Origin of the sequence: Enterococcus sp. DIV1090, from assembly GCF_050537975.1 — a bacterium.
GTDB classification, from domain to species: domain Bacteria; phylum Bacillota; class Bacilli; order Lactobacillales; family Enterococcaceae; genus Enterococcus; species Enterococcus faecalis.
Genome location: NZ_CP172917.1, coordinates 2,587,080 through 2,610,234 on the forward strand (window position 1 = coordinate 2,587,080; position 23,155 = coordinate 2,610,234).

Below are 23,155 nucleotides of genomic sequence, written 5' to 3' on the forward strand. Positions count from 1 at the left end.
TATCAAAAATTGACCCATTGTGCATACTTTTTTGTCGAAAAACTAAAAGACTTGGAAAATATGTCACTACGACTTATTCTCCAAGTCCTCAATTTTGAGTGACAAGCCGCTGATCCTTTGAAAAAACAAAAGAAACGTTAGGTCAACTCTCTATTCAATCAATAACTCTTTTTGCTTATTTTTCTTCAGAGTGAACAATTAAGACATCGCAAGGGGCTTGACGAATAATGTAGCTACTGACGCTTCCCATGACCACACGTTCGACTGCGTTTAATCCTGATTGTCCCACCATAATTAAATCAACATTGTATTTTTCAGGTAATTCATGACTCATGACTTCTTTGGGCGAACCAAACATGGTAACTGTTTCAACATTATGAAAATCAACACTTTCAGCATACTTTTTACAATCGGACATTAATTCTTCCGCAGCGGCTGTTTCTTGATCAATTAATTGATCATTTAACGTCGAATACCCCATCATTGTATACACTTGATTTTCTAAAATATTTGCAACAATGACTCGGCTTCCGTTTCGACGAGCAACCTCAATTGCACGTTCATAAGCTAAATTGGCTTGATCACTACCGTCTACGCCGACAAGAATATTTTTATACATTTGTTCTTCCATTTTCGTCACCTTCCCGATGGAGGCTGATCTAAAAGGCTTCTTTGACTAAGAAACTAGAGTCAAAAATGAATTTAGGACCCTTGCGCAGAACGCCCTTTTGTCCAGCTGATTCTCTCTTAATTTAATGGTTCCTCTGGTTCATGAAAATTAGCCTAAGCTAGTTAAAAATGCACTGATTTCTTCTTTTGTTTTTCGGTCTTTGTTTACTAAGCGTCCTAACTCTTGACCGTTTTCAATTACGACAAAACTCGGAATACCAAAAATATTCCACTCGGCAGCCACGTCAATAAACTGATCGCGGTCGACTTCGATAAATTGAAAAGCTGGAAATGCTTCTTCAATTTCAGGCATGACTGGTTTAATGAAACGACAGTCTCCGCACCAATCAGCAGTAAAGAAGAAAACATTTTTACCTTTTTCAACATAAGTTGCTAGTTCTTCTAATGAATTGGGATAAATCATTTAAACATCCTCTACTTTCCGTAAACAATTGTATTAACTGTTGATTTATCCAAGCCACGTAATGCTTGTAACAACATTTCCCGCGCTGCTTCATAATCCGCAATACTAAACATTGTTTGATGCGTATGGATGTAACGACCACAAACGCCGATGACTGTACTTGGTACACCATTATTAGTTGTGTGCGCTGCCCCAGCATCCGTTCCGCCTTTAGAAACAAAATATTGATACGGAATATTGTGTGTCGCTGCTGTATCCAATAAATATTCACGCAAGCGAGGCAATGTGATTAAACCTGGGTCGAAAATCCGTAATAACGTTCCTTCACCTAAATGACCATATGTCCCTTTTTTCGTGTGAATATCATCTGCCGCTGAACAATCCACCGCAAAGAAGATATCTGGATTAAATTTATGAACAGATGGTTTAGAACCACGTAAACCGACTTCTTCTTGTACGTTTGCTCCAGCAATTAATGTGTGGCCTAATTCTTCATTTTGTAACGTTTCCAATGCATCTAATACCAACGTACAACCATAGCGGTTATCCCATGATTTACTGATAATATTTTTGCCATTAGCTGTTTTAATCGTTTCTGTTTGTGGAACAATGGAATCCCCTGGACGAACGCCAAAGCTTTCAGCTTCTTCTTTTGAAGAGAATCCTGCATCAAATAACACATCAGAGACTTCTAATTGTTTTTGACCACTCGTACCACGCAACAAGTGTGGCGGAATAGATGAAGAAATACATGGATAGTTCCCTTTACTTGTTTTTAACGTAAAACGTTGTGCTGAAACAACATAGGGATTCCAGCCACCTAAAGGAACCACTTGGAATAAACCATTATCGTTAATTTGAGTTAACATGAAGCCAACTTCGTCCATGTGGGCTGCTACCATTACGCGTGGCGCTGCTTCCACTTTTGAACGTTTAATCCCAAAAATACCACCTAAACCATCATATTGAACATCGTCCACTAACGGGGTGATATGTTCTTTCATGTACGCGCGAATGTCGTCTTCAAATCCGCTGGTTCCTTGTAATTCAGTTAATTCCTTGATTCGTTGAAATGTTTTTTCTTCCATAGATGTATGTCCTATTGCTTTTAATTTGTTGGAAATTACGCCAACCAAGCGTCACTTTTCCTCTAAAAAGTCACTTTATCCTGTCGATAAAAATAGGTACTCCTTTCATATGATTTCACTCTTATTATAACGCAAATACTAGAAAATGCACATCGCTTTCTCTTTTTAAACGTGACAATGAGAATGCCCTAAAAGAATGATTGAAAAACTTTTTTTATTTCTCAGCGGCCCCTTCTCTATGGTAAAATAAGAGTGATACTGACAAAAGTAATAGTAAGCAGAAACCGACCAAGGGAGGTCATACAAATGAACGAAGAAAATGAGTTGACATACTTTAAAGGCGGCTTAGCGCTAGGCGTTGGTCTTGGTTTAGTAGGCGGCATTGCCTCAACCTTGTTCTACCATAAGAAAAAAACAATCTCCGCTGATCTCGTCTTAGAAAATGTAAAAGCTGCTTTTTTAAAAGAAGGACCGATTGAAGGTTCGTGGATTGAGTTTGAGAAAAAGCCCTTACGGAAATTCGCCATCCACTCCAAAACATATACTGGAGGAATTTGCCGCATTGAAGACGACGGCATTGTTCAATACGAATTCACTGCAGATGCCTACACAGGAACTGTCATTGACATCCAACGATTAAAAGATTAAAAAGATTGTTACAAAAGCACTTATTTGCTTTTGTAACAATCTTTTTTTCTTCTCATTTGTTTTTTGTAAAAGGGATGTTTATTTTATGTCAAAAAAATCAAATCAATGATGAATAAATACTCTAAAATCGAATGCTTTCTGCATGGAAATCAGCTTAAATCTTTACTTATCAACGTTTGTCCACTTTTTTCATAAAAAAGATTAGACATTTTTTAAAAATTGATAAAAGAATAATCATTTCTAACGATTTTTTAATTTCTCCTTTTCATTTTTACATTATACTGAGAGTATTGCTAAAAATGAAAAGGAGCGTGTCAAATGAAGAAATCTGTTTTATTTACTTCATTACTTGTATTATCAAGCTTAGCTTTAGCGGCCTGCGGCGGTGGCAGTGACGATAAAGGAGCAAGCAACGGCGGCAGCGACAACCAAGTATACACAATGGTTGAATCCCAAGAAATGCCTAGTGCCGATCCGTCCCTTGCAACAGATGAAGTGAGTTTTACCACTTTAAATAATGTCTACGAAGGAATCTATCGTTTAGATAAAGACAATAAACCCGCGCCTGCTGGTGCAGCCGAAAAAGCAACTGTTTCAGAAGACGGTTTAGTTTACAAAGTTAAATTACGTGAAGAATCAAAATGGTCTGATGGCAAACCAGTTACTGCTGCAGATTACGTTTACGGTTGGCAACGAACAGTGGATCCTGTCACTGCTTCAGAATATGCCTACATGTTTGAACCAGTAAAAAATGCTGAAAAAATTTCTAAAGGGGAACTACCTAAAGAAGAATTGGGCATTAAAGCAATCAATGATCATGAATTGGAAATCACTTTAGAAACAGCAACACCATATTTTGATGATTTATTGGCTTTCCCTTCTTTCTTGCCGCAACGTCAAGATATCGTTGAACGTTTTGGTAAAGATTATACAAAGAGTAGCGATAAAGCAGTCTACAATGGTCCCTTTACGCTAACTGAGTTTGATGGTCCCGGAACAGATACTAAATGGTCTCTAACTAAAAATGAAGAATATTGGGACAAAGAGACTGTCAAGTTAGATAAAGTCGCTATCAACGTGGTGAAAGAAGCCCCAACTGCCTTAAATCTTTATGAAACTGGTGAAGTGGATGATACGTATTTATCTGGCGAACTGGCTCAACAAATGCAAAACTCTCCTGACTTGGTCCAATTAAAAGCCGCTTCTTCTTTCTATTTAGAAATGAATCAAGCAGATGAAAAATCACCATTGACTAATGCAAACTTACGTCGTGCTATGTCTTATGCCATCGATCGCGATTCATTAGCTAAAAATATTTTAGCTAATGGCTCTCTTCCTTCACAAGGCTTCGTCCCTGTTGATGTCGCGAAATCACCAAAAACGGGTGAAGACTTTGTTAAAGAAGCCGGCAGCGACAAATTAGTCAAATACGACAAGAAAAAAGCTGTGGAATACTGGAACAAAGCGAAACAAGAACTTGGTGTTTCCAACTTAACGGTTGATTTAATGGTAGACGACTCTGAAGGCGCTAAAAAAATGGGCGAATATCTTCAAGGATCACTATCTGATACTTTGGAAGGCTTAAAAGTAACTGTGACACCTGTCCCTATGGCCGTTCGTTTAGATCGTACCTTAAAAGGGGATTTCCAAATCGCTATTCGTGGTTGGAGTGCCGACTATTCAGACCCAATTAACTTCTTAGATTTATTAGAAAGCTCAACTTCTAATAACCGTGGACGTTACAGCAATCCTGAATACGATAAATTCATTGCTGCGTCCAAAACCACAGATGTTAACGATCCTGAAAAACGCTGGGAAGATCTAATCAACGCTGAAAAAACAGTAATTGCTGATATGGGTGTTGTGCCAATTTACCAAAAAGCAGAATCACACTTACGTGCACCAAACGTGAAAGAAATTATTTATCATCCAACAGGTGCTAAATACGACTTCAAGTGGGCGTATAAAGAATAAAATAAAGGTCTCCTTCAATTTTGGAAGGAGACCTTTATTATTTATAATGACACGTTTCTAAATGATCATTCACCAATCCCGCCGCCTGTAAAAAGGAATAGACTGTCGTGGCACCTAAAAATTTAAATCCTCGTTTTTTTAACACTCGACTAATCTCTTGCGATAATTCCGTGGAGGCAGGAACCTCTTCTGGGTGCTGCCAGTGATTAACGATTGGTTGCTGATCGACAAAGTTCCAGAGGTAGCGATCAAAGGACCCAAATTCTGCCTGAACTTCTTGAAAAACTTGCGCATTCGTGATGGTCGCTTGAATTTTTAAACGATGACGAATCACACCAGGATTTGCTAGTAAAGCTAAAATTTTTTCCTCATCATATCGCGCAATTTTCCGATAATCAAACGCATCATAAGCTGCTCTAAGCGTTTCTCGTTTATTCAAAATAATCGCCCAGCTTAAGCCTGCTTGCATACTTTCCAAGGTCAATAACTCAAATAACTGTTGCTCTTCATGAACTGGACGTCCCCATTCATCATCATGATAGGCTTGCATCTCTTCAGTTGTATCCGTTGCCCAAGTACATCGCTCCATTGTACTGCCTCCTTTTATTTGCTAAAAAAGATGCGAACAAAGGGTACTGCCTGTTGTTCCACACCTTTTCTTATTCCTAATAAAATGCCCAGAAGTTTAACGCTTCATTCATCACTTCTTCGGCTGTAAATGTCCGTTTTGAATGGCCCTTTTCTTCTGAATCGTTTGGATCATTAATCCAGAAATCGCCTTTTTCATCCACACCACTCATCACCATAATGTGACCAGTTGTAGTGAAATAGCCTGGTTTTACAGAAATAATGACTGGATGACCTTCCTTCAAGAAAGCTGCCACTGTTTCAATATCCCCAATTTCTTGACAGTTATAGCCTTTCATTTCAGCATATGCACTAAAAATAGACCACGCCGTCCCTTGTCCTTCCATAAAGAAGTCATTTTTTGCCCAAGCTAACACATCTAGAGGAGTAACTTCTTGGTGATCCATGTATGAACCAACCATTGCAAGCGACACAATCGCACAGCCATTAATTTCGATTGTATTCGGCTTATCTACATTGCCAAATCCGTACGCGGTGTCTTTCCATTTAGCATCTGTCTGCAATTCTAACGGCAAATCCAGATGTCCATCATATTGCTTCTTTTCAATTTCTTGATTGACCTGTTGTCCATAGCTTAAAGGTTTGACTTTTTTCTCAATTTTAACTGGTGCTGGTTCTTTTGTTTTACTTGATTCAGCACTAGCTTTAACATATGAATCATCAAACCAACTTGAAAACCCACCTGATTTCATCGGCGAAAACTGCGCTAACAACCCGCCAAAGCCAAACGATACCAACAACACCGTGAGAACTTTTTTTTGGTAACCTGATGGTTTTTTTGACATACTATTCATCCTTTTCTATCTATTGACTACATCCGATAATCTTATGTATTTCTTATATGCTCACACATTATACTACTTTCTTTTTCGAAAAACAGAAACGTTGGTAAATTCTCATAATTATTGAAGGCGAACATATTTTCTTGAATTTTATCACAAAATTAGGTAAAATACAGGTAATTAGTCATTTGAGTTTTATTCTATTTTATTCGTAAAGGAGGCAGAAGAATGGATCAACATAAAGCTACCATCAAGAGCATTTCTAAACTGATTACGCTCTCTTCCCAACATTTCTTTTCGGCATTTTTAGAAGATTCTCAAGATCAAAAGAATAAAGAAAAGGAACGCAGTGCGCTTTTACAAGAGCTCCAAGTCGCTGCCGCCCAAAAATCCTTAGTGGTCTTACAATTGAAAGAAGTCCCTACAGCGCATAAATTCGAAACGGTGATCGGCTGGATTGTCTCAAAAAATATTTCGGACAATATCGTCGTTCGTTTACAAACGGATGAACAACAGTTGCGCATGATTCCTGTTGCTTCTGTCATGAAAGTCAGCACGTTAGCTAATCGTCACCAACGTCAAATTCACTAGAATATTGAAGTCTTTATAAAATAAATGGAAACCACCAACCCTGGCGATTGCAGGTTGGTGGTTTCTTTTATTTATGACTTTAGTCAAAATCCCATGAAACTTCTGACTTAGGACTCAACTTATTTCTTAGGAACAAATAATTGCGGTGCTACTTTTGCCAATAAGCCTAGAACTAGACTTACATACAAACAATTGACGACGGTACTTGTACCGTTTAGAACAAAGGAATAGAGATATGGGCTCATTCCTTCTGGTGCATACATGCCCCAAACCAATACACCCGCCCAAAAATGCCAAAACCAGCGGGCGAAGACTGCGACAACACTTCCTAAAATAATCGTACGAATGGCTGATTTTAAACGATTCGCTTGAAAATACAGTTGAATTTTTCTAGCGAATACGCCACCCATTCCTCCAAACGCAAAAGCAAAGGGATATTCAAAAATAATCTGTGGAACGGACAAGAAATTTTTCATGGCTGTGCCGAGAATAATATTTAACATGCCCCAAACAAAGCCTGCTGCAACTCCGGGAAGCAACCCACGACGAAACGAATAAAGAACTAATGGGACCATTCCCAACGATAGGTCCAAGCCACTATTGGCAAATTCAATCGGTAAAAAAGAGAGGGCCATTGCCATTGCTGCGACGACTGTTCCTTCTACCCAAATACGTAAATCCATTTTTCTAGCCAAACAAATTTCCTCCTATGTTCTGACGCTCTCAACCACTAATACATCGTTATTTTACCATAGGGACTTTAGAAAAACACGTTTGTCGAACAAGCAAAAAAATAGCTGATCAGCATTTAAGATAATCAACTCCTACTCAAACGCATGCCAGCTACTTTTTATCCATTAATCGTCCCGCTCAGTTGTCAAAATTTTACCAGAATGAGCATCGATTTTTACCTCTATTTTTTGTTGGCCCTCTTTCACTTTCACTTCCCAATAGGTGATTCCTAATTCTTTCTCTAACTTCCAATCTGTTGCCTGGCCGACTTTCGCTTCTTTTTCAGCCAAGGTTGTGGCTTGTTCTCTGGAAATGATCTTTGTTAAATCAAGTGCCTCTTCTTGCATTTTAACGCCATTTTGTTCATCGGCATCCAAGGTTTCGACTTTTTCTTTTGTGAATTCGCCTGTTTCTGCGTTCACTTCAACTTGATATTCTTTTTGCTGATCCACGCCTTCTATTTCATAAAAATAACGGCCAAAATCTGTATCTAACTGCAGACTTGTTATTTTAGCTTCTGGATATTTTTTCTCAAATGCTGTCGTTACTTTTTCTAAAGAGACAGCTACCACAGTTGCCTTCTCTGATGTCGTCGTTTCTTCTTGTTGTACGGATGAACTTGTTTCAGTAGTTGATATTACTGTTTCTTTTTGTTCATTTGTTGATGAAACATCTGTGGGTGTTTTGGATGTACAGCCAGCTACCAAAAAGAGTGCCAAGCCAGTCATAGAGCCATAGAGTATTTTTTTCATTAAACAACCTTCTTTCCTTTTTATCATTTTATTATACTTGATTTCTCATCCAAATCATAGCTACAAAAAAAAAGCCCTACTTTAGTTGATAAAGTTAGAGCTCTCTCAGCCTTCATGGGCCAACATAAAAATTTCACCGAAATCATTCTCTTGTTCAATGTGCCAAATGCGTTTTTCACTATTATAGACAAGCGTTGCCAAAATTTCTTCTTTTTGGTAAGAGGTATTTTTCATCTTGCTAAGTGAATCTTCCACCAAGTAAATAGGAATCCGATATTCTTCTTTATCCACTTCCGTTTGTTGGAAGCAAAAAATAACACCTTCTTGCAAGATACCTTTCATATTTTTAAGTAATTCAGGACTTAATTTTTCGACAGGCGTATTTCGTTTAAAGAAGGCCTTTTTCTGGTTGACTTTCTCTAAAACAACACGTGTAATTTTATCAGCAAAGATTCGATAAAATTCATCAATATAACGATAATAGACACGCGTCATCTGATCTGCAAATTCAAAAAAGACAAAATCATTTTGTAGCTTATAAAAGAAAGGCGAATGCAAACTATTCTTCATGTGTCCAAAATAAAGAAGTTCCGAAATTTCTAATGGCGTTAGCTCTTTTAGCATCGTCACATCGGAAAAGTCAATCCATTTAATTTCTTCAGTCATCCAACGACGTTGTAGCGATTGAAAATAGCGATTGACGCTTTCTTCTCCGCGAATAATTTTCAAGCCTGAATGCATATCGTATTCGCCAGCTTCGGCAGAAGGATCTAATAATAGTAAGTTCTGTGGATGATGCACAATTGAACGAACAAAATCGGAATGGGTAATTCCTTTAGATAAAACCGCGTTGCTGGTTACATCTATATGTACATAAATTAAATCAAGCAAATTCCCATCTCCCCTCTACTAGCCTCCTTACCATTTTACAATATTTTCAAAAGAAAAGCTTGTTTCTTTTACTTTAAAATTCCATTACAAAATGAGGATTTTTTTGAAAAATCAATCGATTCAGTTGTTTTTTATTAAATCAAGGTCCAGCTAGCTTACCTATTCACCAAAGAAAATAAATAGGTTTTTCAAATAAATTGTGGTAAACTTGATACATTAAAAGGAGGGAGAATATGCGCCCAAAAGAGAAAAAAAGAGGAAAAAATTGGTTAATCAACAGCTTATTAGTTTTACTATTTATCATTGGCTTGGCCTTAATTTTTAACAATCAGATACGCAGTTGGGTGGTTCAACAAAATAGCCGCTCGTACGCCGTTAGCAAGTTGAAACCAGCTGATGTGAAGAAAAACATGGCCCGTGAAACAACGTTTGACTTTGATTCAGTTGAGTCCTTGAGCACAGAAGCGGTGATGAAAGCCCAATTTGAAAACAAAAACTTACCTGTGATTGGTGCCATTGCGATACCAAGTGTCGAAATTAATTTGCCCATTTTTAAAGGATTGTCAAATGTCGCTTTATTAACTGGTGCGGGGACCATGAAAGAAGATCAAGTCATGGGGAAAAACAATTATGCCTTGGCTAGTCATCGAACGGAAGATGGTGTTTCCTTATTTTCACCTTTAGAAAGAACCAAAAAAGACGAACTCATTTATATCACTGATTTATCTACTGTTTATACATACAAAATAACTTCTGTAGAAAAAATCGAACCAACTCGTGTTGAGTTAATTGATGACGTTCCTGGTCAAAATATGATTACCTTAATTACCTGTGGCGATTTACAAGCAACGACGCGAATTGCTGTTCAAGGAACATTAGCAGCAACGACGCCTATTAAAGACGCCAACGACGATATGTTAAAGGCTTTCCAATTGGAGCAAAAAACCTTAGCCGATTGGGTGGCTTAATAAAAAAATCCTTAAAAAGTTTTGACACTTTTCAAGGATTTTTTGCTTTATTTCATCGCTTGACGTTCTTGCTGTTTCAGACGAGCAAAACCATAACGAATACCTGCAAATAATAAAACTAACGGAGATAAGAAAACAGAGATCATTAACCATTCACTTGTATACATACTACTAAAAGATAAATGATACGTGACAGCATACACTAGCGGCAGACTCATTATCAACAATAAATAATACAAACTCAATTCAAAAACATAGGATAAATAACTACTGTTCATCTTACTTCCCTCCTGTCTCTTTTTCCCTGAACAATTTGTTAACACTATTGTACCAAGGGGAAACAGAAAGTACTATCGGACTATAGTCCTAATCTTTCAGCTGTGCTTTTATTTTTTTCAACCATTCTGAGGTACCTGCTTCCACTAAGCGGTAAGTTTCCTCAAAATCTCCAGTATAATAAGGATCAGGTACGTCCATGGTTTCTTTACCAGCCACAACTTCCATAAATAAATGAATCCGCGGTTGCTCTTCTTGAGGAGCTAATGCTTTTAAATCGGCCACATTATTCGTATCCATCCCAATGATATAGTCATATTTTTTAAAATCACTTGGCTGGATTTGTGTCGCCCGCATTCCTTGATAGGAAATTCCTTGTTGCTCCAAAATTTTTCTGGTTCCCTTATGTGGCTGACTGCCAACTTCCCAGTGGCTAGTAGCTGCTGAAAACACTTGAATAGTCGATTCTAAACCGGCTTGTTGGACTTTCTGACGAAAAATCGCTTCTGCCATTGGCGAGCGACAAATATTGCCTAAACAAACAAATAACACAGTTACCACAACGTTTCACTCCTTCATAAAACTTTTTATCCTTCACACATTACTCATTGGCTTCTTGTTCATACAAATGATAAGCCATAAATTCTGTATCTTTCGCTAAACGGAATAATTGCGTCGCCATTTCCAAAGGAGTCTGAGGATATTCCTCAAGAATCCATTTCGTTAAGACGCCGCTACATCCATAAGAAAAGAAATTCGCATAAAATTGTTTATCTTTATCTGTTAAATGGTTCTCAACATCGACTTGTTCAAATAATGAAATAAATAAGCGATTGGTCGAAGCGGAAAAAACATTAAGAAGAACTTCTGAATCTGAGGTCACCGTTGTATAGTAAAAATGACTCTTCTCTTTAATCGCTTTTAATAACTTCAGGGCTTGTTCCTCCCAGTTTTCCAAACAAATATCTGTTTCCAAGTAAATCAATGCATCGTGACGATAAATCCAACGTAATAAATCATATTTATCTGTAAAGTGATAATAAAATGTTTGGCGATTCAAGCCCACTTTTTTGGTAATATCTTGGACACTTATTTTACGAAAATCCTTTTGTTCACATAATTCTATTAAAGCTGAAGCGATTGCTTGTTTTGTATCGTGCGTTCCGCTCATGCTGATTCCTCCGCTCCTAATATGTATATACCTCTATAATTGCAAAAAAATGGCCAGATTACAATATTTTCAGATACATTTTATGCATATATTTAAAATTAAATGAATAAAAAAAGCGGCAACTAACGATTTTTGTTAGTTACCACTCCTTGTTATCAATTATTAATAGATGACTATTTAGCCTGGAAAACGCCATACAACAGCGCGGAATCCTGCTGGTGGTGCTGGTGACCAGTTAGAGTTAGAAGAAACATAACCAGAACCTCCTGGGTTGTTCGCTTCAACGATTTGGACACTTCCACCACTTACACCTGTAACTAAGACAGTATGCACGCCACCAATCCAGCTATCTGGACTATAGGCACTTTCATATTGAACAACATCGCCTGGTTGCACGTTACTCCAGCTAACTTGTGTTGCGCCAGAAGCAACATAGCCACTGTTTGGACCACCATAACCGAAGTTAATACCGCCTGCCGCTAGCCAGCGACGAACAGATACTAAACATTCACCTGGTTGATTCCAACCTGTTGCATAAGAATTACCAACATCTGCTAAAGCTGCATTAATTGCGGCTTGTTTTCCTGAAGTCACGCCACCATTCCCTGGTTTTGCTTCATTACCTTTTTCAGGAGTTGTTGGGTTAGTTACAGGAACTTCTTTTTCTTTTTCAGGTGCTGCTGCAGGTGTTGTTACAACACTTTCTGTTTCAGTACTTGAAGTTGTTGTTTCTTGCGTTGTGGTACTTTCAGTAGTTGTTGATGATTCTACTGCTGGTGTTGCGGCTTTTTCTTCAGCAGCAGATGCTGCTGCCTCATTGGCTGCTTTTGTTGCTTTCGCTTGCTCTGCTGCCGCTTTTTGTGCTGCGGCTTGTGCTTGCGCTGCCGCTTGTTCTTCTGCTTTTTTAGCAGCTGCACGTTGGCGTGCTTGTTCTTCTGCTAAACGTTTTTCCGCTTCTTTTTTCTGTTTAATGAAGCCGTCTTTTTTCCCTTGTTCTTCAGAACGTTGTGCTTCTAAATCATTTTTAGCCACTTCTTGTTGAATCTTCAATGTTTTTAATGATTCTGTTTTATCATTTAATTCTTTTGTTGCTGCTTCTAATTCAGCAATTTGTTTTTCAACATTCTTTGTTTTCTTTTCAACAGTCGCTTTATCTTCTTTTTGTTGTTCTAGTAATTCATTATTGGCGCTCATCATTGTTGAGACCGCTTGAACGCGACCAATTGCATCTGCTACTGAATCTGCATCTAAGACAGCATCAATAATTGAATCACTTTGACCATTCACTTGGACATCGCGTGCTTGTTTTGTCATTTGTACTTCACGTTTTTGAATACGGACATTCAAATCAGAAATTTCACTATATAATTTAGATACTTCTGATGATAGCTTGTTCTTTTTAGCTGTTAATGTATCGATTTGTTTGGCCGTTTCAACCATATCATTTTCAATCGCGGCAACTTTTGCTTCTGCATCTGACATTTGGCTAGTTAACGCATTAATTTTTTGATCTTGTTGTTGAATCTTTGTATCGTATTCATCTGCAAATGCTGCGGATGGCAACGCTACGCTTGTTAAGGTAATGGAACATACCATTAGAGCCGATAATACACTTTTCTTCAATCTGTTGTCCTCCGAAAATCCTTTTTTGTTAAGCTTTTTTATTATTTATTAAAATTTGAATAAATTTCTCTTTTTCAACGATAGAGCAATTGTAGCATAGCTGTATGTCACTGAGATAATATGGATGTTACAGTAATATTTCAATTTTCTTCTTGTAAATGACAAAAAAAAGCTTCACTTTTTTCACAACTTTCTTCAAGGCTCCAGGGTAAACTTCTCATCGTTTTGTTATTTAAAGAAAATAAAAAAAGCGAAAAATGCTAACAAATGAGCATTTTTCGCAAACGAACAAAATTTTCAATTTTTATTTTACGGAAAACAGTTTTTTCAGTGGATAAGATAAAATAACATACCACACCATGTTCAATAGCAATGTAGGGCCCAACACACGCGTAATAAATAAAATCGGGCTGACATCTGCTAAATGAAAGGCCACTTGAATCAGTACCGCAATCAGTTCATACAACGTGGTAAAAATGACGATCCCAAAAAAACCAGTTAGTAAATTTGTTTGAATTACTTCTTTAAATGTATACATCAACATAACCGAAATCGTCAGTGCAACTGTATAAATCCCGATAATGCCAATGTAGTAGCTATCGCAAATAAAGCCTAAAATTAACGAAGTAATTAATAAATAACGTTTAGAAAAATTAGGAACGGCAAACATAAACGCAAGTAATAGCAGATGAGAACTGGCGAAGTAAACATTACTTGTCCACGTTTCAAAAGACTTTGTTAAATGAGCATCAATTAACATTAAGAAAAACAAGAGAATAGGTGTGACGTATTTTAAATACTCTTTCCGAATCATTCGCTTTCCCCTGCCGATCTTTTCACGACCGTCACAACAGAGATACCATAGACATCCGCATAAGGTTTCACATACACTTCACGATCTAAACCAAAACTATCTGGTTTCACTTTAATAACTGTCCCTACCGCTAAATCGGCTGGGGAATTACCACCTAAGCCAGAAGTCTGAACGACATCTCCTTCTTTCAGAGTGGCATCGCCAGTTAATTGTGACACAATTAATGCATTCGTCTTATTGTCGTAATTTTTAAGTAAACCAAATGATTCGCCATTTGCGGAAGTTACTCGCACAGGGAAATGGTTCGAGTTAACATTTTTAGACGTTAGTAGTTCCACTTTTGCAGTCGTTGCATTGACTTCAATAACACGCCCCACTAACCCTTTTTGCGCCATGACCGCCATGCCCGCTTCAATGCCGTCATTGGTTCCTTTATCGATAATTAATAAGTCTTGCCAAGTATCAGGCGAACGCGTAATGACATTCGCAGTTACTTTTTCATAGTTGGCCAACGTTTCGTTCAGATTCAATTCTTGTTTTAAACTATCAATTTCACGTTTATAGTTATTGTTTTGGACAGCTAATTCATTATAGCTATCAATTTTTTCTTTTAGACGTTCGTTTTCTTTAAACGTGTTAATTAAATTGCCCATTGAAGACAAGCCATTTTCCACCACACGAGCTGGAAAAGAAATCACACGGTCCACCATACTAACGCTATTATTGACGCCACCTTGAACGACATTGGTTTTGCCTTTTTCAGAACGTTGCGCAGCAGTTAAACTAATAATGGTTACTAAAATAATGACTAAAATTAAGGTAATGATTATATTTTTATTTGGATTAAATTTTTTCACAAAGACACCCCAGATATTCTTCAGACTGATAGTATTAATTTTACCACTAATTGACTATAAACAAAAGAGTTGGCGATCGTCTTTAGCTTTTTTTATCATTTCTTTTTTAGGGCTTGTTTTCAACGAAAAAACCAACGAAAAGAAAGGAAGCTTCCTTGGTTTTCGTTGGTTTAAAAAGAAATTATTTTTCTTTGTTTTCTTCGTTTAATAATGCTTTTCTTGACACGTTGACACGGCCTTGTTTGTCAATTTCAGTTACTTTGACAAGGACTTCGTCGCCTAATTTCACGACATCTTCAACGTTGTTCACACGTTCGTTTGCTAATTGAGAAATATGGATTAAGCCATCTTTGCCTTTAATTAGGTTAACAAACGCACCAAATTTTTCAATGCGGACAACTTTTGCTAAGTAAACTTGACCGACTTCGACTTCTTTGGTTAATTCTTCAATAATCTTGATGGCTTTTTTAATCATTTCGGCATCTGATGAAGCAATACTTACGTTACCGTCTTGATCGATATCAATCTTAACACCAGTTTCATCAATGATGCTGTTGATTGTTTCGCCACCTTTACCAATGACATCTTTAATTTTCGCTGGTTTAATTTGAATCATTTCAATTTTCGGTGCATATTGACTTAATTCTTCACGAGGAGCAGCAATCGTTGTTGTTAATTCTTCTAAAATTTCCATCCGGGCTTTCTTCGCTTGGTCTAATGCTTCCGTTAAAATTTGTTCTGTAATTCCTTGGATTTTGATGTCCATTTGTAAAGCAGTGATTCCGTCTTTCGTTCCCGCTACTTTAAAGTCCATATCGCCAAGGTGATCTTCTAAGCCTTGAATATCTGTTAAGATTGTATAGTTTTCACCATCACTAACAAGACCCATTGCAATACCTGCAACTGGCGCTTTAATTGGCACACCCGCATCCATTAATGCTAATGTTCCCGCGCAAATACTTGCTTGTGAAGAAGAACCATTTGATTCTAACACTTCTGCTACTAAGCGGATTGTGTAAGGGAAGTCTTCTTCTGATGGAATAATTTGTGCTAAGGCACGTTCACCTAACGCACCGTGACCGATTTCACGACGACCTGGTGAGCCCGCGCGTCCTGTTGAACCAACAGAGAATTGCGGGAAGTTATAATGATGGATGAAACGTTTGCTATCTTGGACACCCAACCCATCGATAATTTGATGTTCCCCTAAAGGCGCTAATGTACAAACGGATAAAGCTTGTGTTTGACCCCGAGTAAATAAGCCAGAACCATGCACACGTGGTAAAATACTTACTTCTGATGATAAATGACGAATTTCGTCTAATTTACGGCCATCCGGGCGAATCTTATCGATCGTGATTAACTCACGTACGACATCTTTTTCAAGATCTTCCGCAATTTGTTTCACTTCTTTTAGTAATTGTGCTTCTTCTTCGTGTTCCGCAAATTTTTCAGCGTAAACTTCTTTGACTGTATCTTTTACTTTGTCAATTTCAACTTCACGTGCTAATTTTTCTTCCGTCATTACGGCTGTTTTCATTGTATTGTAGTATGCATCAAAAATTTCTTTTTTAAGATCAGCGTCCACTTGTAATAAGTCCACGTCCATTTTTGGTTTACCTACAGCGGCAACGATTTCTTCTTGGAACGCCACTAGTTCTTTAATGGCATCAAAACCGAAAAGTAAGGCACCTAACATATCTTCTTCTGATACTTCTTTGGCACCACTTTCAACCATGTTGATGGCTTCTTTTGTTCCAGCAACAGTTAATTCAATATCTGTTTGTTCTGCTTGTTCTACCGTTGGGTTTAAGACATATTCGCCATTAATACGACCAACGTCAACGCCAGCAATTGGTCCGTCAAACGGAATATCTGAAATTGCTAACGCTAAGGAAGACCCAAACATTGCAGCCATTTCTGGTGTACAGTCTTGCTCCACACTCATAACGATGTTCGTGATTTGGACTTCGTTACGGAAGCCTTCTGAGAACATTGGACGAATAGGACGGTCGATTAAACGAGCGGTTAATGTCGCACGTTCACTTGGACGACCTTCACGTTTAATGAAGCCGCCAGGAATTTTTCCTACCGCATACATTTTTTCTTCATAGTTTACAGTTAATGGGAAAAAGTCTACATCTTTTGCTTCTTTAGAGGCAACAGCAGCACTTAAAACGACCGTATCGCCGTAACGTACTAAGACAGCTCCATTGGCTTGTTTGGCTAATTGGCCGATTTCTACTTCTAGTGGGCGGCCGCCCCAAGTTGTTTTAAAGACTTGTTTTTCTGTCATAATTCTTCTCCTTTACTCTTGCTCTTTGGAAAAGTCAGACGGCTACTAAACAAATGAAAAAGTAACAAGTCGTTGCTGCTCTTTCATTTGGTTAGTAGTTCCTAAAAACTTTCCAAAGAGGACCTTCAATAGTGACAATAAGATAAAAAGCGAGATTCTGATTGAACCTCGCTTTATACGTAATGATTAACGACGTAATCCTAAACGTTGGATCAATTCGCGGTAACGTTGGATGTCAGTTTTACGTAAGTAAGCTAACAAGTTACGACGGTGACCGATTTTTTTCATTAAACCACGGTAAGAATGGTGATCTTTTTTGTGTGTACGCGCATGTTCGTTCAATTGGTTAATGTCTTCAGTTAAGACAGCAATTTGTACTTCTGGAGAACCAGTATCTCCTTCATGACGTGCGTATTCTTTAATGATTTCGTTTTTTCTTTCTTGTGAAATTGCCATTTGTTCCACCTCTTTCTCTATTATTCGTCTGATCACTGAGTGAAGCGTTGGTGACTCGCTAAACCAAGTGATAGATGGTGTGTTTCCACACAAACTTACTTTACAGGAAACACCGCTAAAATGCAAGCTTAATCTCTATTATTCGATAGTTTTTTTAAACAATCTAGCCCCTTTTTTGGTGATTTTGTGATACACTAAATGGTGGTAAACAACTGATTATTTCAGCGCATGAATAAATAAAAGAAGAATTTTTTTATGTTTCAAAGGAGGAACCATTGAATGATTACAATGAAAGATATTATTCGTGAAGGGAATCCCACACTTCGTGCTGTGGCAGAAGAAGTGCCTGTCCCTATCACTGAGGAAGACCGACAATTAGGCGAAGACATGTTGACTTTCTTAAAAAATAGTCAAGATCCAGTCAAAGCCGAAGAATTACAATTACGTGGTGGCGTTGGTTTAGCTGCACCACAATTAGATATTTCTAAACGAATTATTGCTGTCCATGTTCCTAGTAACGACCCAGAAAACGAAACGCCTTCATTAAGTACGGTGATGTACAACCCTAAAATTTTGAGCCATTCTGTGCAAGATGTATGTTTAGGTGAAGGGGAAGGCTGTTTATCTGTCGATCGGGATGTGCCTGGGTATGTCGTTCGCCATAACAAAATTACCGTCAGTTATTTTGACATGGCTGGCGAAAAACACAAAGTTCGTTTAAAAAACTACGAAGCGATTGTGGTTCAACATGAAATTGATCATATTAATGGCATCATGTTCTACGATCATATTAATAAAGAAAATCCATTTGCTTTAAAAGAGGGCGTTTTAGTCATCGAATAAAAAAAACTGGGCCGTTTGTTTTCAGACAAACGGCCCAGTTTTTTTAAATGGCCTTCATTTCTTTTAAGGCTTTCCAAATGCCATCATTATCATTTGTATCTGTGACCATTGTGGCCACTTTTTGAATGGAAGGACTCGCGTTGCCCATTGCGACGCCAATTCCTGCATGGCTTAACATTTCTCGGTCATTTTCGCCGTCCCCAAAGGCAATGATATTTTTTGCATCAATGCCCACACGTTTGGCTAAATACGTTAACGTAGCTGATTTTGAGCCATCTTTAGGCACAACATCTACGCTATGTTGATGCCAGCGAATAAAGCGAAATTCTGGGTATTCTTCTTCAAACGTACACTGATCTTCTGCGTCATAAAAAGCTAGCGCTTGGTAAATATCATTTTGACGATAAAAGTGTTCATCATAAGCAGGTGAATGAAAATGAAAAGAGTTCATCGCAATTTCCATTTTTTCAGCACGGTGCTGGTTGCTCTTCTTAATATCATCTAAGCCCACACAAGCAAATCCTAAGCCGCGTTGATCACTGTCTTGTGCCAAACGTTCCAACGCTTCAGCGTGCAATAAATTTTGATAATATTGCTCATGATCCACAAAAGCCGCGGCGCCATTACATAACACGTAATTGGTAAAATCTAAATCCCAAATCACCTCTTGCGCCATATAACGACTTCTGCCAGTTGCCAGCGTAACTAAGTGTCCTTGCTCCCGCAATTTTGCTAGCGCTTCTCTCGTGCTATCCAATGCTTTCTTCTCCGAATTTAACAACGTCCCATCAATATCAAATGCAAAAAGTTTTCTTTCCATCATTTCTCCTTATTCGCTCGCTTTCGCTAAATATTTACTGCCTTCCCGTTGTGCTAAAGGACTCAACACTAATTCTTTCATCAATTCCTCGACCCATTGCGGATTCGTTTTACTATATTGGCGTAATGACCAGCCAATCGCTTTTTGAATGAAGAACTCCTCTGTAGTTCTATCATAAATAATCGCCTTTTTCAACAGGTCCTGATTGGTCTTTTCTTTCAACATCAACTGTAAATTCAGCGCAACACGCCGATTCCAGAAATTTTCAGCGCCATAAAAAAGGGCAAAAATCGTTGGCAATTCAGTCAGATGCAACGCCACCCACAACCCAAAAAATTTTCGCCAAGCATCCACACTGTCCCACCACGCTTTTTGTGGAACATAAGCTTTAAACGCTACCACCTCTTCTAATGAAAATCTCCGAACATTTTGAAGGGCTAAATCAATAGCGACATACTGATATTCTCGTTCTGTTTTTTGATAATAAGCCTCAATCTCTTGGCATAATTTTTCCTTTGGCCACGTATGACTTTCTTTTAAAAGTTGTTTACTTAACGCTTGACGTTCTGGGGCGGGGATGCCTGCAAAAACAAATTGGTGTTTCATATAAGCAGACATTTTTGCTGCTGTTTCTGGGTTCTTCTGAAATTGAAGTGTGTCCATTCCTTCGCTCCTTATAATAAAAAAAACTATACTAAAACAGTGTACCATGTTTTAGTATAGTTGGTTGATCAATTAATCAAAATACGTTAAGTTTTTGTTGTCTTTATCTAACCAGGCATAGCCGAGACCCATAATTAAGCCACCACCGATAAAGTTACCGATAAAGGCCCAGAACAGATTATGAACAACATTACCAGCTGTGAAAGCTTCAATTGCGCCGTTCGAAGCAAAGTAAGCTAAACTGAAGGCTGGGAAGTTGGCAATCACGTGTTCAAAACCAAGGAACGCAAAGATAAAGATAATGAAAATAATGGCCGCGACTTTGCCGGCATCATCTTTCATTCGCATACTCACTAATACGGCTGTATTAACTACAATATTGGCGAACATAGCTTCAACTAAAATTTGCAGGGTGGTTTTTTCTAATTTTCCAGCAATCGATGTAAAGAAGAAACTATCTTTTGGCAAATCTTGGAACGGTACTGTAAGTGATACCAAGAAGCCAAACAAGACGCCACCAATTAAATTGAATAAGATACAGGTAAATAAAATTTTTGCAGCTAAGGAAAAGTTGACTTTTTTACGATAGACACCAACAGTCATGTACAACATATTCGAGGTACCAAGTTCGGCATTCATATATAAAATCATCACAAGTGACCAACTGAACATGAAGGCGTAAAGCATTTTCCCTAAACCATGAGAAATTCCTTCTCCTTTAATTGCGATTGCAAAAGCAACGGCTGTTCCCAACGTTAAAAATAGACAAGCAAGCATTGCACGAACAGCGTAGCGGGAAAAGCTGTTTGAGAATAAATTCACTTTCTTGTCGATGGATTTATCAATTTGTTCAAACAATGGTGAACCAGACTTCATTGTAAACTCCCTTTCATTCCGTTTTCAACTTATATTTTCAAAACATCTCCCCTTATTCTAATGAGGAAAAGTGTTTTTGTCTACCTTTTTTTCAGATTTCACTTTAAAACCTTGACGTTTCCTATCCTATTAAGTATACTAGATTTTGTGTAAAATAATTGCAGCAGAAGAATAATAACTCGTCAACAGTTCATTGCCAAACTTGGTTCAACTGCGTAACCGCGGCTGCAAAGGCGAAGGTTGAAGAATGAACTGAACGAATATGAATTTTTCATCTAATTATTTTACTCCAAAAAAAACATTTATTTATTGGAGGAATTTTTAATGTCTCGTTATACTGGACCATCATGGAAAGTATCTCGTCGTCTAGGTATCTCTTTATCAGGTACTGGTAAAGAACTAGCTCGTCGCCCTTACAAACCAGGACAACACGGACCTAACAGCCGTGGTAAAGTTTCTGAATACGGAATGCAATTAACTGAAAAACAAAAATTACGTCATATGTATGGCATGAACGAACGTCAATTCCGTACGTTGTTCATTAAAGCAAGCAAAATCAAAGAAGGTAAACACGGTGTTAACTTCATGGTTTTACTAGAACAACGCTTAGATAACGTTGTTTACCGTTTAGGTCTTGCAACTACTCGTCGTCAAGCACGTCAATTAGTTAACCATGGCCACATCACTGTAGACGGCAAACGTGTTGATATTCCATCATACCACGTTGAAGTTGGTCAAGTGATCGGTGTTCGTGAAAAATCTCAAAACATCTCAACAATTAAAGAAGCGGTTGAAGCAACTGTTGGACGTCCAGCATTCGTAAGCTTTGACACTGAAAAATTAGAAGGTAGCTTCACTCGTTTACCAGAACGTGATGAACTTTACCCAGAAATCGACGAAGCACTTGTCGTTGAATACTACAACCAAAAACTTTAAGATTTCAAAAGGTCGAACTACGGTTCTTACCTTCTTTCAAAACCTTGCCTTTCTTGGCAAGGTTTTTTTCTTTGCCCTCTTTACAAAATTGTTTACTTCCGCTAAACTATTGTTAACCAAATAAAACAATTGGTTAACAATAGAAAGTGAGGCTTCTTATGAATAAAGCATCGTTACGCTCTTTAATTTTAGCAGCAGAATTCGCTGTGATTATTGCTGTACTTTCACAATTTACAATTCCATTGGGGATTGTCCCCTTAACTGGACAAACATTTGCCATTGGCTTAACCGCTACCGTTTTGGGTAAGCGAACGGGGACCTACGCTATTTTAATTTACTTCTTATTAGGATTAATTGGTTTACCCGTTTACGCGGGGATGTCTAGCGGGTTCGGTGTACTCTTCGGACCAACTGGCGGCTATTTAATCGGGTTTATCTTCAACGGCTTATTAACTGGTTATATTTTAGAAAAAACAACCTTTAACTATACTTGGGCCATTATCGCAAATATTGCCGGCGCCTTAGTTACCTTAGTTTTCGGTATGATTTGGTTGAAATATTCCGCAAATCTACCGTGGCCAAACGCTTTCGCTGGCGGGTTTGCTCCGTTTATTATTCCTGGTATCATCAAGGCTGTCGCAGCTGCTTATGTTGGTATTTTAATTCGCCAACGCTTTATGAAACGTTTTTTAGCACACCTTTCTTAAGGGGAAAACTTTTTTCTTTTCCTTGTCTGTAGTACACTAAAAGGACAAAGGAGTGAAGTCCATGTCCTCATTATTAAAACGATTGGTTCAGTTGGTTTTGTTAGTCGTCGCTGTCTTGCTAATTCGACACTATGTTTTCTCCCCTGCTGCGGTGAACGGCTCTTCAATGGAACCAACACTTCATAACAACGACCGTTTATGGGTGACCTCGATTAAAAAGCCACAGCGCTTTGATATTATCGCTTTCCCTAGTCCTCGCAACGGCCAACGAGTAGCCAAACGTTTAATTGGTTTACCTGGCGAAACAGTCGAGTATCGCGATGATACCCTTTATATTAATGGTGTATCACTCAGTGAAGATTACTTAGCAAGTGCTAAACGAAATGTCTCTAAAAATGAAAATTATACCCAAGATTTTACGCTAGAGACCTTAGAAGCCACCCAATCCCTGACCGTTCCAGAAGGCATGTATTTTGTCTTGGGGGATAATCGCCCGCGCTCAGATGACAGTCGTTACTTTGGCTTTGTTAAACAAGAGAGTGTGGAAGGTGTTTTGACTTTTCGTTATTATCCGTTAGATAAAATTGGCTTTCCATAAAAATAATAAACCGCCCTCAAAAAGTTAGACTTTTTGAGGGCGGTTTAGCTTT

27 protein-coding genes are annotated in these 23,155 nt (G+C 38.1%); 8 read left to right on the top strand and 19 right to left on the bottom strand.

Translation table 11 applies throughout. From position 1 onward, the window contains the following. Positions 1-175: 175 nt before the first annotated feature. The 3 genes from IGL48_RS12600 to pepA form a co-directional block, all read right to left on the bottom strand. Positions 176-631, bottom strand: coding sequence for a universal stress protein (locus tag IGL48_RS12600; RefSeq protein ID WP_010824232.1), 456 nt, complete (start codon positions 629-631; stop codon positions 176-178). A 147-nt stretch (positions 632-778) separates the two neighbouring features. Continuing rightward, positions 779-1,093, bottom strand: coding sequence for a thioredoxin family protein (locus IGL48_RS12605; RefSeq protein WP_002355015.1), 315 nt, complete (start codon positions 1,091-1,093; stop codon positions 779-781). Between the two features lie 11 nt (positions 1,094-1,104). Beyond that, positions 1,105-2,181: a glutamyl aminopeptidase gene (gene pepA / locus IGL48_RS12610; RefSeq protein WP_002355013.1), complete on the bottom strand. Its 1,077-nt coding sequence runs from the start codon at positions 2,179-2,181 to the stop codon at positions 1,105-1,107. A 306-nt stretch (positions 2,182-2,487) separates the two neighbouring features. Here pepA and IGL48_RS12615 point away from each other — a divergent pair, with 306 nt between their 5' ends. Together IGL48_RS12615 and IGL48_RS12620 are read left to right on the top strand one after the other, a co-directional pair. Further along, a complete protein-coding gene (locus IGL48_RS12615) occupies positions 2,488-2,829 on the top strand; it encodes a PepSY domain-containing protein (protein WP_002355012.1) in 342 nt (113 codons plus the stop codon). A gap of 318 nt (positions 2,830-3,147) precedes the next feature. Beyond that, a complete protein-coding gene (locus IGL48_RS12620) occupies positions 3,148-4,803 on the top strand; it encodes a peptide ABC transporter substrate-binding protein (protein ID WP_002368408.1) in 1,656 nt (551 codons plus the stop codon). Between the two features lie 37 nt (positions 4,804-4,840). Here the strand turns inward: IGL48_RS12620 and IGL48_RS12625 are convergent, their stop codons facing one another. Next, on the bottom strand, positions 4,841-5,392 hold the full coding sequence (locus IGL48_RS12625; protein ID WP_002398148.1) for a DNA-3-methyladenine glycosylase I: 552 nt from the start codon (positions 5,390-5,392) through the stop codon (positions 4,841-4,843). 76 nt (positions 5,393-5,468) lie between these two features. Next, on the bottom strand, positions 5,469-6,245 hold the full coding sequence (locus IGL48_RS12630; protein ID WP_002372856.1) for a peptidase C39 family protein: 777 nt from the start codon (positions 6,243-6,245) through the stop codon (positions 5,469-5,471). 216 nt (positions 6,246-6,461) lie between these two features. Between IGL48_RS12630 and IGL48_RS12635 the strand changes: the two genes are divergently transcribed. Next, entirely contained in the window at positions 6,462-6,824 is a 363-nt protein-coding gene (locus IGL48_RS12635) for a hypothetical protein (protein ID WP_002354999.1), read from the top strand. 119 nt (positions 6,825-6,943) lie between these two features. Here IGL48_RS12635 and thiT read toward each other — a convergent pair whose 3' ends face one another. The 3 genes from thiT to IGL48_RS12650 all read right to left on the bottom strand — a co-directional run bounded on the left by thiT (position 6,944) and on the right by IGL48_RS12650 (position 9,199). Then, positions 6,944-7,519 (bottom strand): energy-coupled thiamine transporter ThiT, encoded by a 576-nt coding sequence (thiT, locus tag IGL48_RS12640; RefSeq protein WP_002354998.1) that lies wholly within the window; start codon positions 7,517-7,519, stop codon positions 6,944-6,946. 162 nt (positions 7,520-7,681) lie between these two features. Further along, positions 7,682-8,335, bottom strand: a complete 654-nt coding sequence (locus IGL48_RS12645; RefSeq protein WP_025192857.1) for a PepSY domain-containing protein — start codon at positions 8,333-8,335, stop codon at positions 7,682-7,684. Positions 8,336-8,413: 78 nt separating this feature from the next. After that, positions 8,414-9,199, bottom strand: a complete 786-nt coding sequence (locus IGL48_RS12650) for a hypothetical protein (protein ID WP_002354996.1) — start codon at positions 9,197-9,199, stop codon at positions 8,414-8,416. A 233-nt stretch (positions 9,200-9,432) separates the two neighbouring features. Here IGL48_RS12650 and IGL48_RS12655 point away from each other — a divergent pair, with 233 nt between their 5' ends. After that, positions 9,433-10,167, top strand: coding sequence for a class A sortase (locus IGL48_RS12655; protein WP_002354994.1), 735 nt, complete (start codon positions 9,433-9,435; stop codon positions 10,165-10,167). A 47-nt stretch (positions 10,168-10,214) separates the two neighbouring features. Here IGL48_RS12655 and IGL48_RS12660 read toward each other — a convergent pair whose 3' ends face one another. The 8 genes from IGL48_RS12660 to rpsO form a co-directional block, all read right to left on the bottom strand. Then, positions 10,215-10,445: a hypothetical protein gene (locus tag IGL48_RS12660; protein ID WP_002383277.1), complete on the bottom strand. Its 231-nt coding sequence runs from the start codon at positions 10,443-10,445 to the stop codon at positions 10,215-10,217. 88 nt (positions 10,446-10,533) lie between these two features. Further along, positions 10,534-11,004, bottom strand: coding sequence for a low molecular weight protein-tyrosine-phosphatase (locus IGL48_RS12665; RefSeq protein WP_002387365.1), 471 nt, complete (start codon positions 11,002-11,004; stop codon positions 10,534-10,536). Positions 11,005-11,044: 40 nt separating this feature from the next. After that, a complete protein-coding gene (locus IGL48_RS12670) occupies positions 11,045-11,614 on the bottom strand; it encodes a TetR/AcrR family transcriptional regulator (RefSeq protein ID WP_002354991.1) in 570 nt (189 codons plus the stop codon). A 177-nt stretch (positions 11,615-11,791) separates the two neighbouring features. Then, positions 11,792-13,210 (bottom strand): CHAP domain-containing protein, encoded by a 1,419-nt coding sequence (locus tag IGL48_RS12675; RefSeq protein ID WP_002390314.1) that lies wholly within the window; start codon positions 13,208-13,210, stop codon positions 11,792-11,794. A 331-nt stretch (positions 13,211-13,541) separates the two neighbouring features. Next, on the bottom strand, positions 13,542-14,051 hold the full coding sequence (gene mreD, locus IGL48_RS12680) for a rod shape-determining protein MreD (RefSeq protein WP_002359075.1): 510 nt from the start codon (positions 14,049-14,051) through the stop codon (positions 13,542-13,544). Next, positions 14,048-14,908: a rod shape-determining protein MreC gene (gene mreC / locus IGL48_RS12685; protein ID WP_002383273.1), complete on the bottom strand. Its 861-nt coding sequence runs from the start codon at positions 14,906-14,908 to the stop codon at positions 14,048-14,050. The genes mreD and mreC overlap by 4 nt, the downstream gene beginning before the upstream one ends. Positions 14,909-15,089: 181 nt before the next feature. Continuing rightward, positions 15,090-17,204, bottom strand: coding sequence for a polyribonucleotide nucleotidyltransferase (gene pnp, locus IGL48_RS12690; RefSeq protein WP_002354984.1), 2,115 nt, complete (start codon positions 17,202-17,204; stop codon positions 15,090-15,092). Positions 17,205-17,390: 186 nt separating this feature from the next. Next, positions 17,391-17,660 (bottom strand): 30S ribosomal protein S15, encoded by a 270-nt coding sequence (gene rpsO / locus IGL48_RS12695; RefSeq protein WP_002354983.1) that lies wholly within the window; start codon positions 17,658-17,660, stop codon positions 17,391-17,393. Between the two features lie 279 nt (positions 17,661-17,939). Here rpsO and def point away from each other — a divergent pair, with 279 nt between their 5' ends. Next, positions 17,940-18,503: a peptide deformylase gene (def, locus tag IGL48_RS12700; RefSeq protein ID WP_002354981.1), complete on the top strand. Its 564-nt coding sequence runs from the start codon at positions 17,940-17,942 to the stop codon at positions 18,501-18,503. A gap of 43 nt (positions 18,504-18,546) precedes the next feature. Here def and IGL48_RS12705 read toward each other — a convergent pair whose 3' ends face one another. The 3 genes from IGL48_RS12705 to IGL48_RS12715 form a co-directional block, all read right to left on the bottom strand. Continuing rightward, a complete protein-coding gene (locus IGL48_RS12705) occupies positions 18,547-19,323 on the bottom strand; it encodes an HAD family hydrolase (RefSeq protein WP_002361040.1) in 777 nt (258 codons plus the stop codon). 9 nt (positions 19,324-19,332) lie between these two features. Next, positions 19,333-19,986 (bottom strand): DNA alkylation repair protein, encoded by a 654-nt coding sequence (locus IGL48_RS12710; RefSeq protein WP_048949483.1) that lies wholly within the window; start codon positions 19,984-19,986, stop codon positions 19,333-19,335. A 72-nt stretch (positions 19,987-20,058) separates the two neighbouring features. Beyond that, entirely contained in the window at positions 20,059-20,862 is an 804-nt protein-coding gene (locus IGL48_RS12715; RefSeq protein ID WP_002365340.1) for a formate/nitrite transporter family protein, read from the bottom strand. Positions 20,863-21,186: 324 nt separating this feature from the next. Here IGL48_RS12715 and rpsD point away from each other — a divergent pair, with 324 nt between their 5' ends. The 3 genes from rpsD to lepB all read left to right on the top strand — a co-directional run bounded on the left by rpsD (position 21,187) and on the right by lepB (position 23,103). Next, entirely contained in the window at positions 21,187-21,798 is a 612-nt protein-coding gene (gene rpsD, locus IGL48_RS12720; RefSeq protein ID WP_002365342.1) for a 30S ribosomal protein S4, read from the top strand. A 158-nt stretch (positions 21,799-21,956) separates the two neighbouring features. Continuing rightward, positions 21,957-22,505: a biotin transporter BioY gene (locus IGL48_RS12725; protein WP_002354975.1), complete on the top strand. Its 549-nt coding sequence runs from the start codon at positions 21,957-21,959 to the stop codon at positions 22,503-22,505. 61 nt (positions 22,506-22,566) lie between these two features. Further along, positions 22,567-23,103 carry a signal peptidase I gene (gene lepB / locus IGL48_RS12730; RefSeq protein ID WP_010712890.1) on the top strand — a complete coding sequence of 179 codons (537 nt, stop codon included), beginning with the start codon at positions 22,567-22,569 and terminating at the stop codon, positions 23,101-23,103. Positions 23,104-23,155 lie beyond the last annotated feature (52 nt).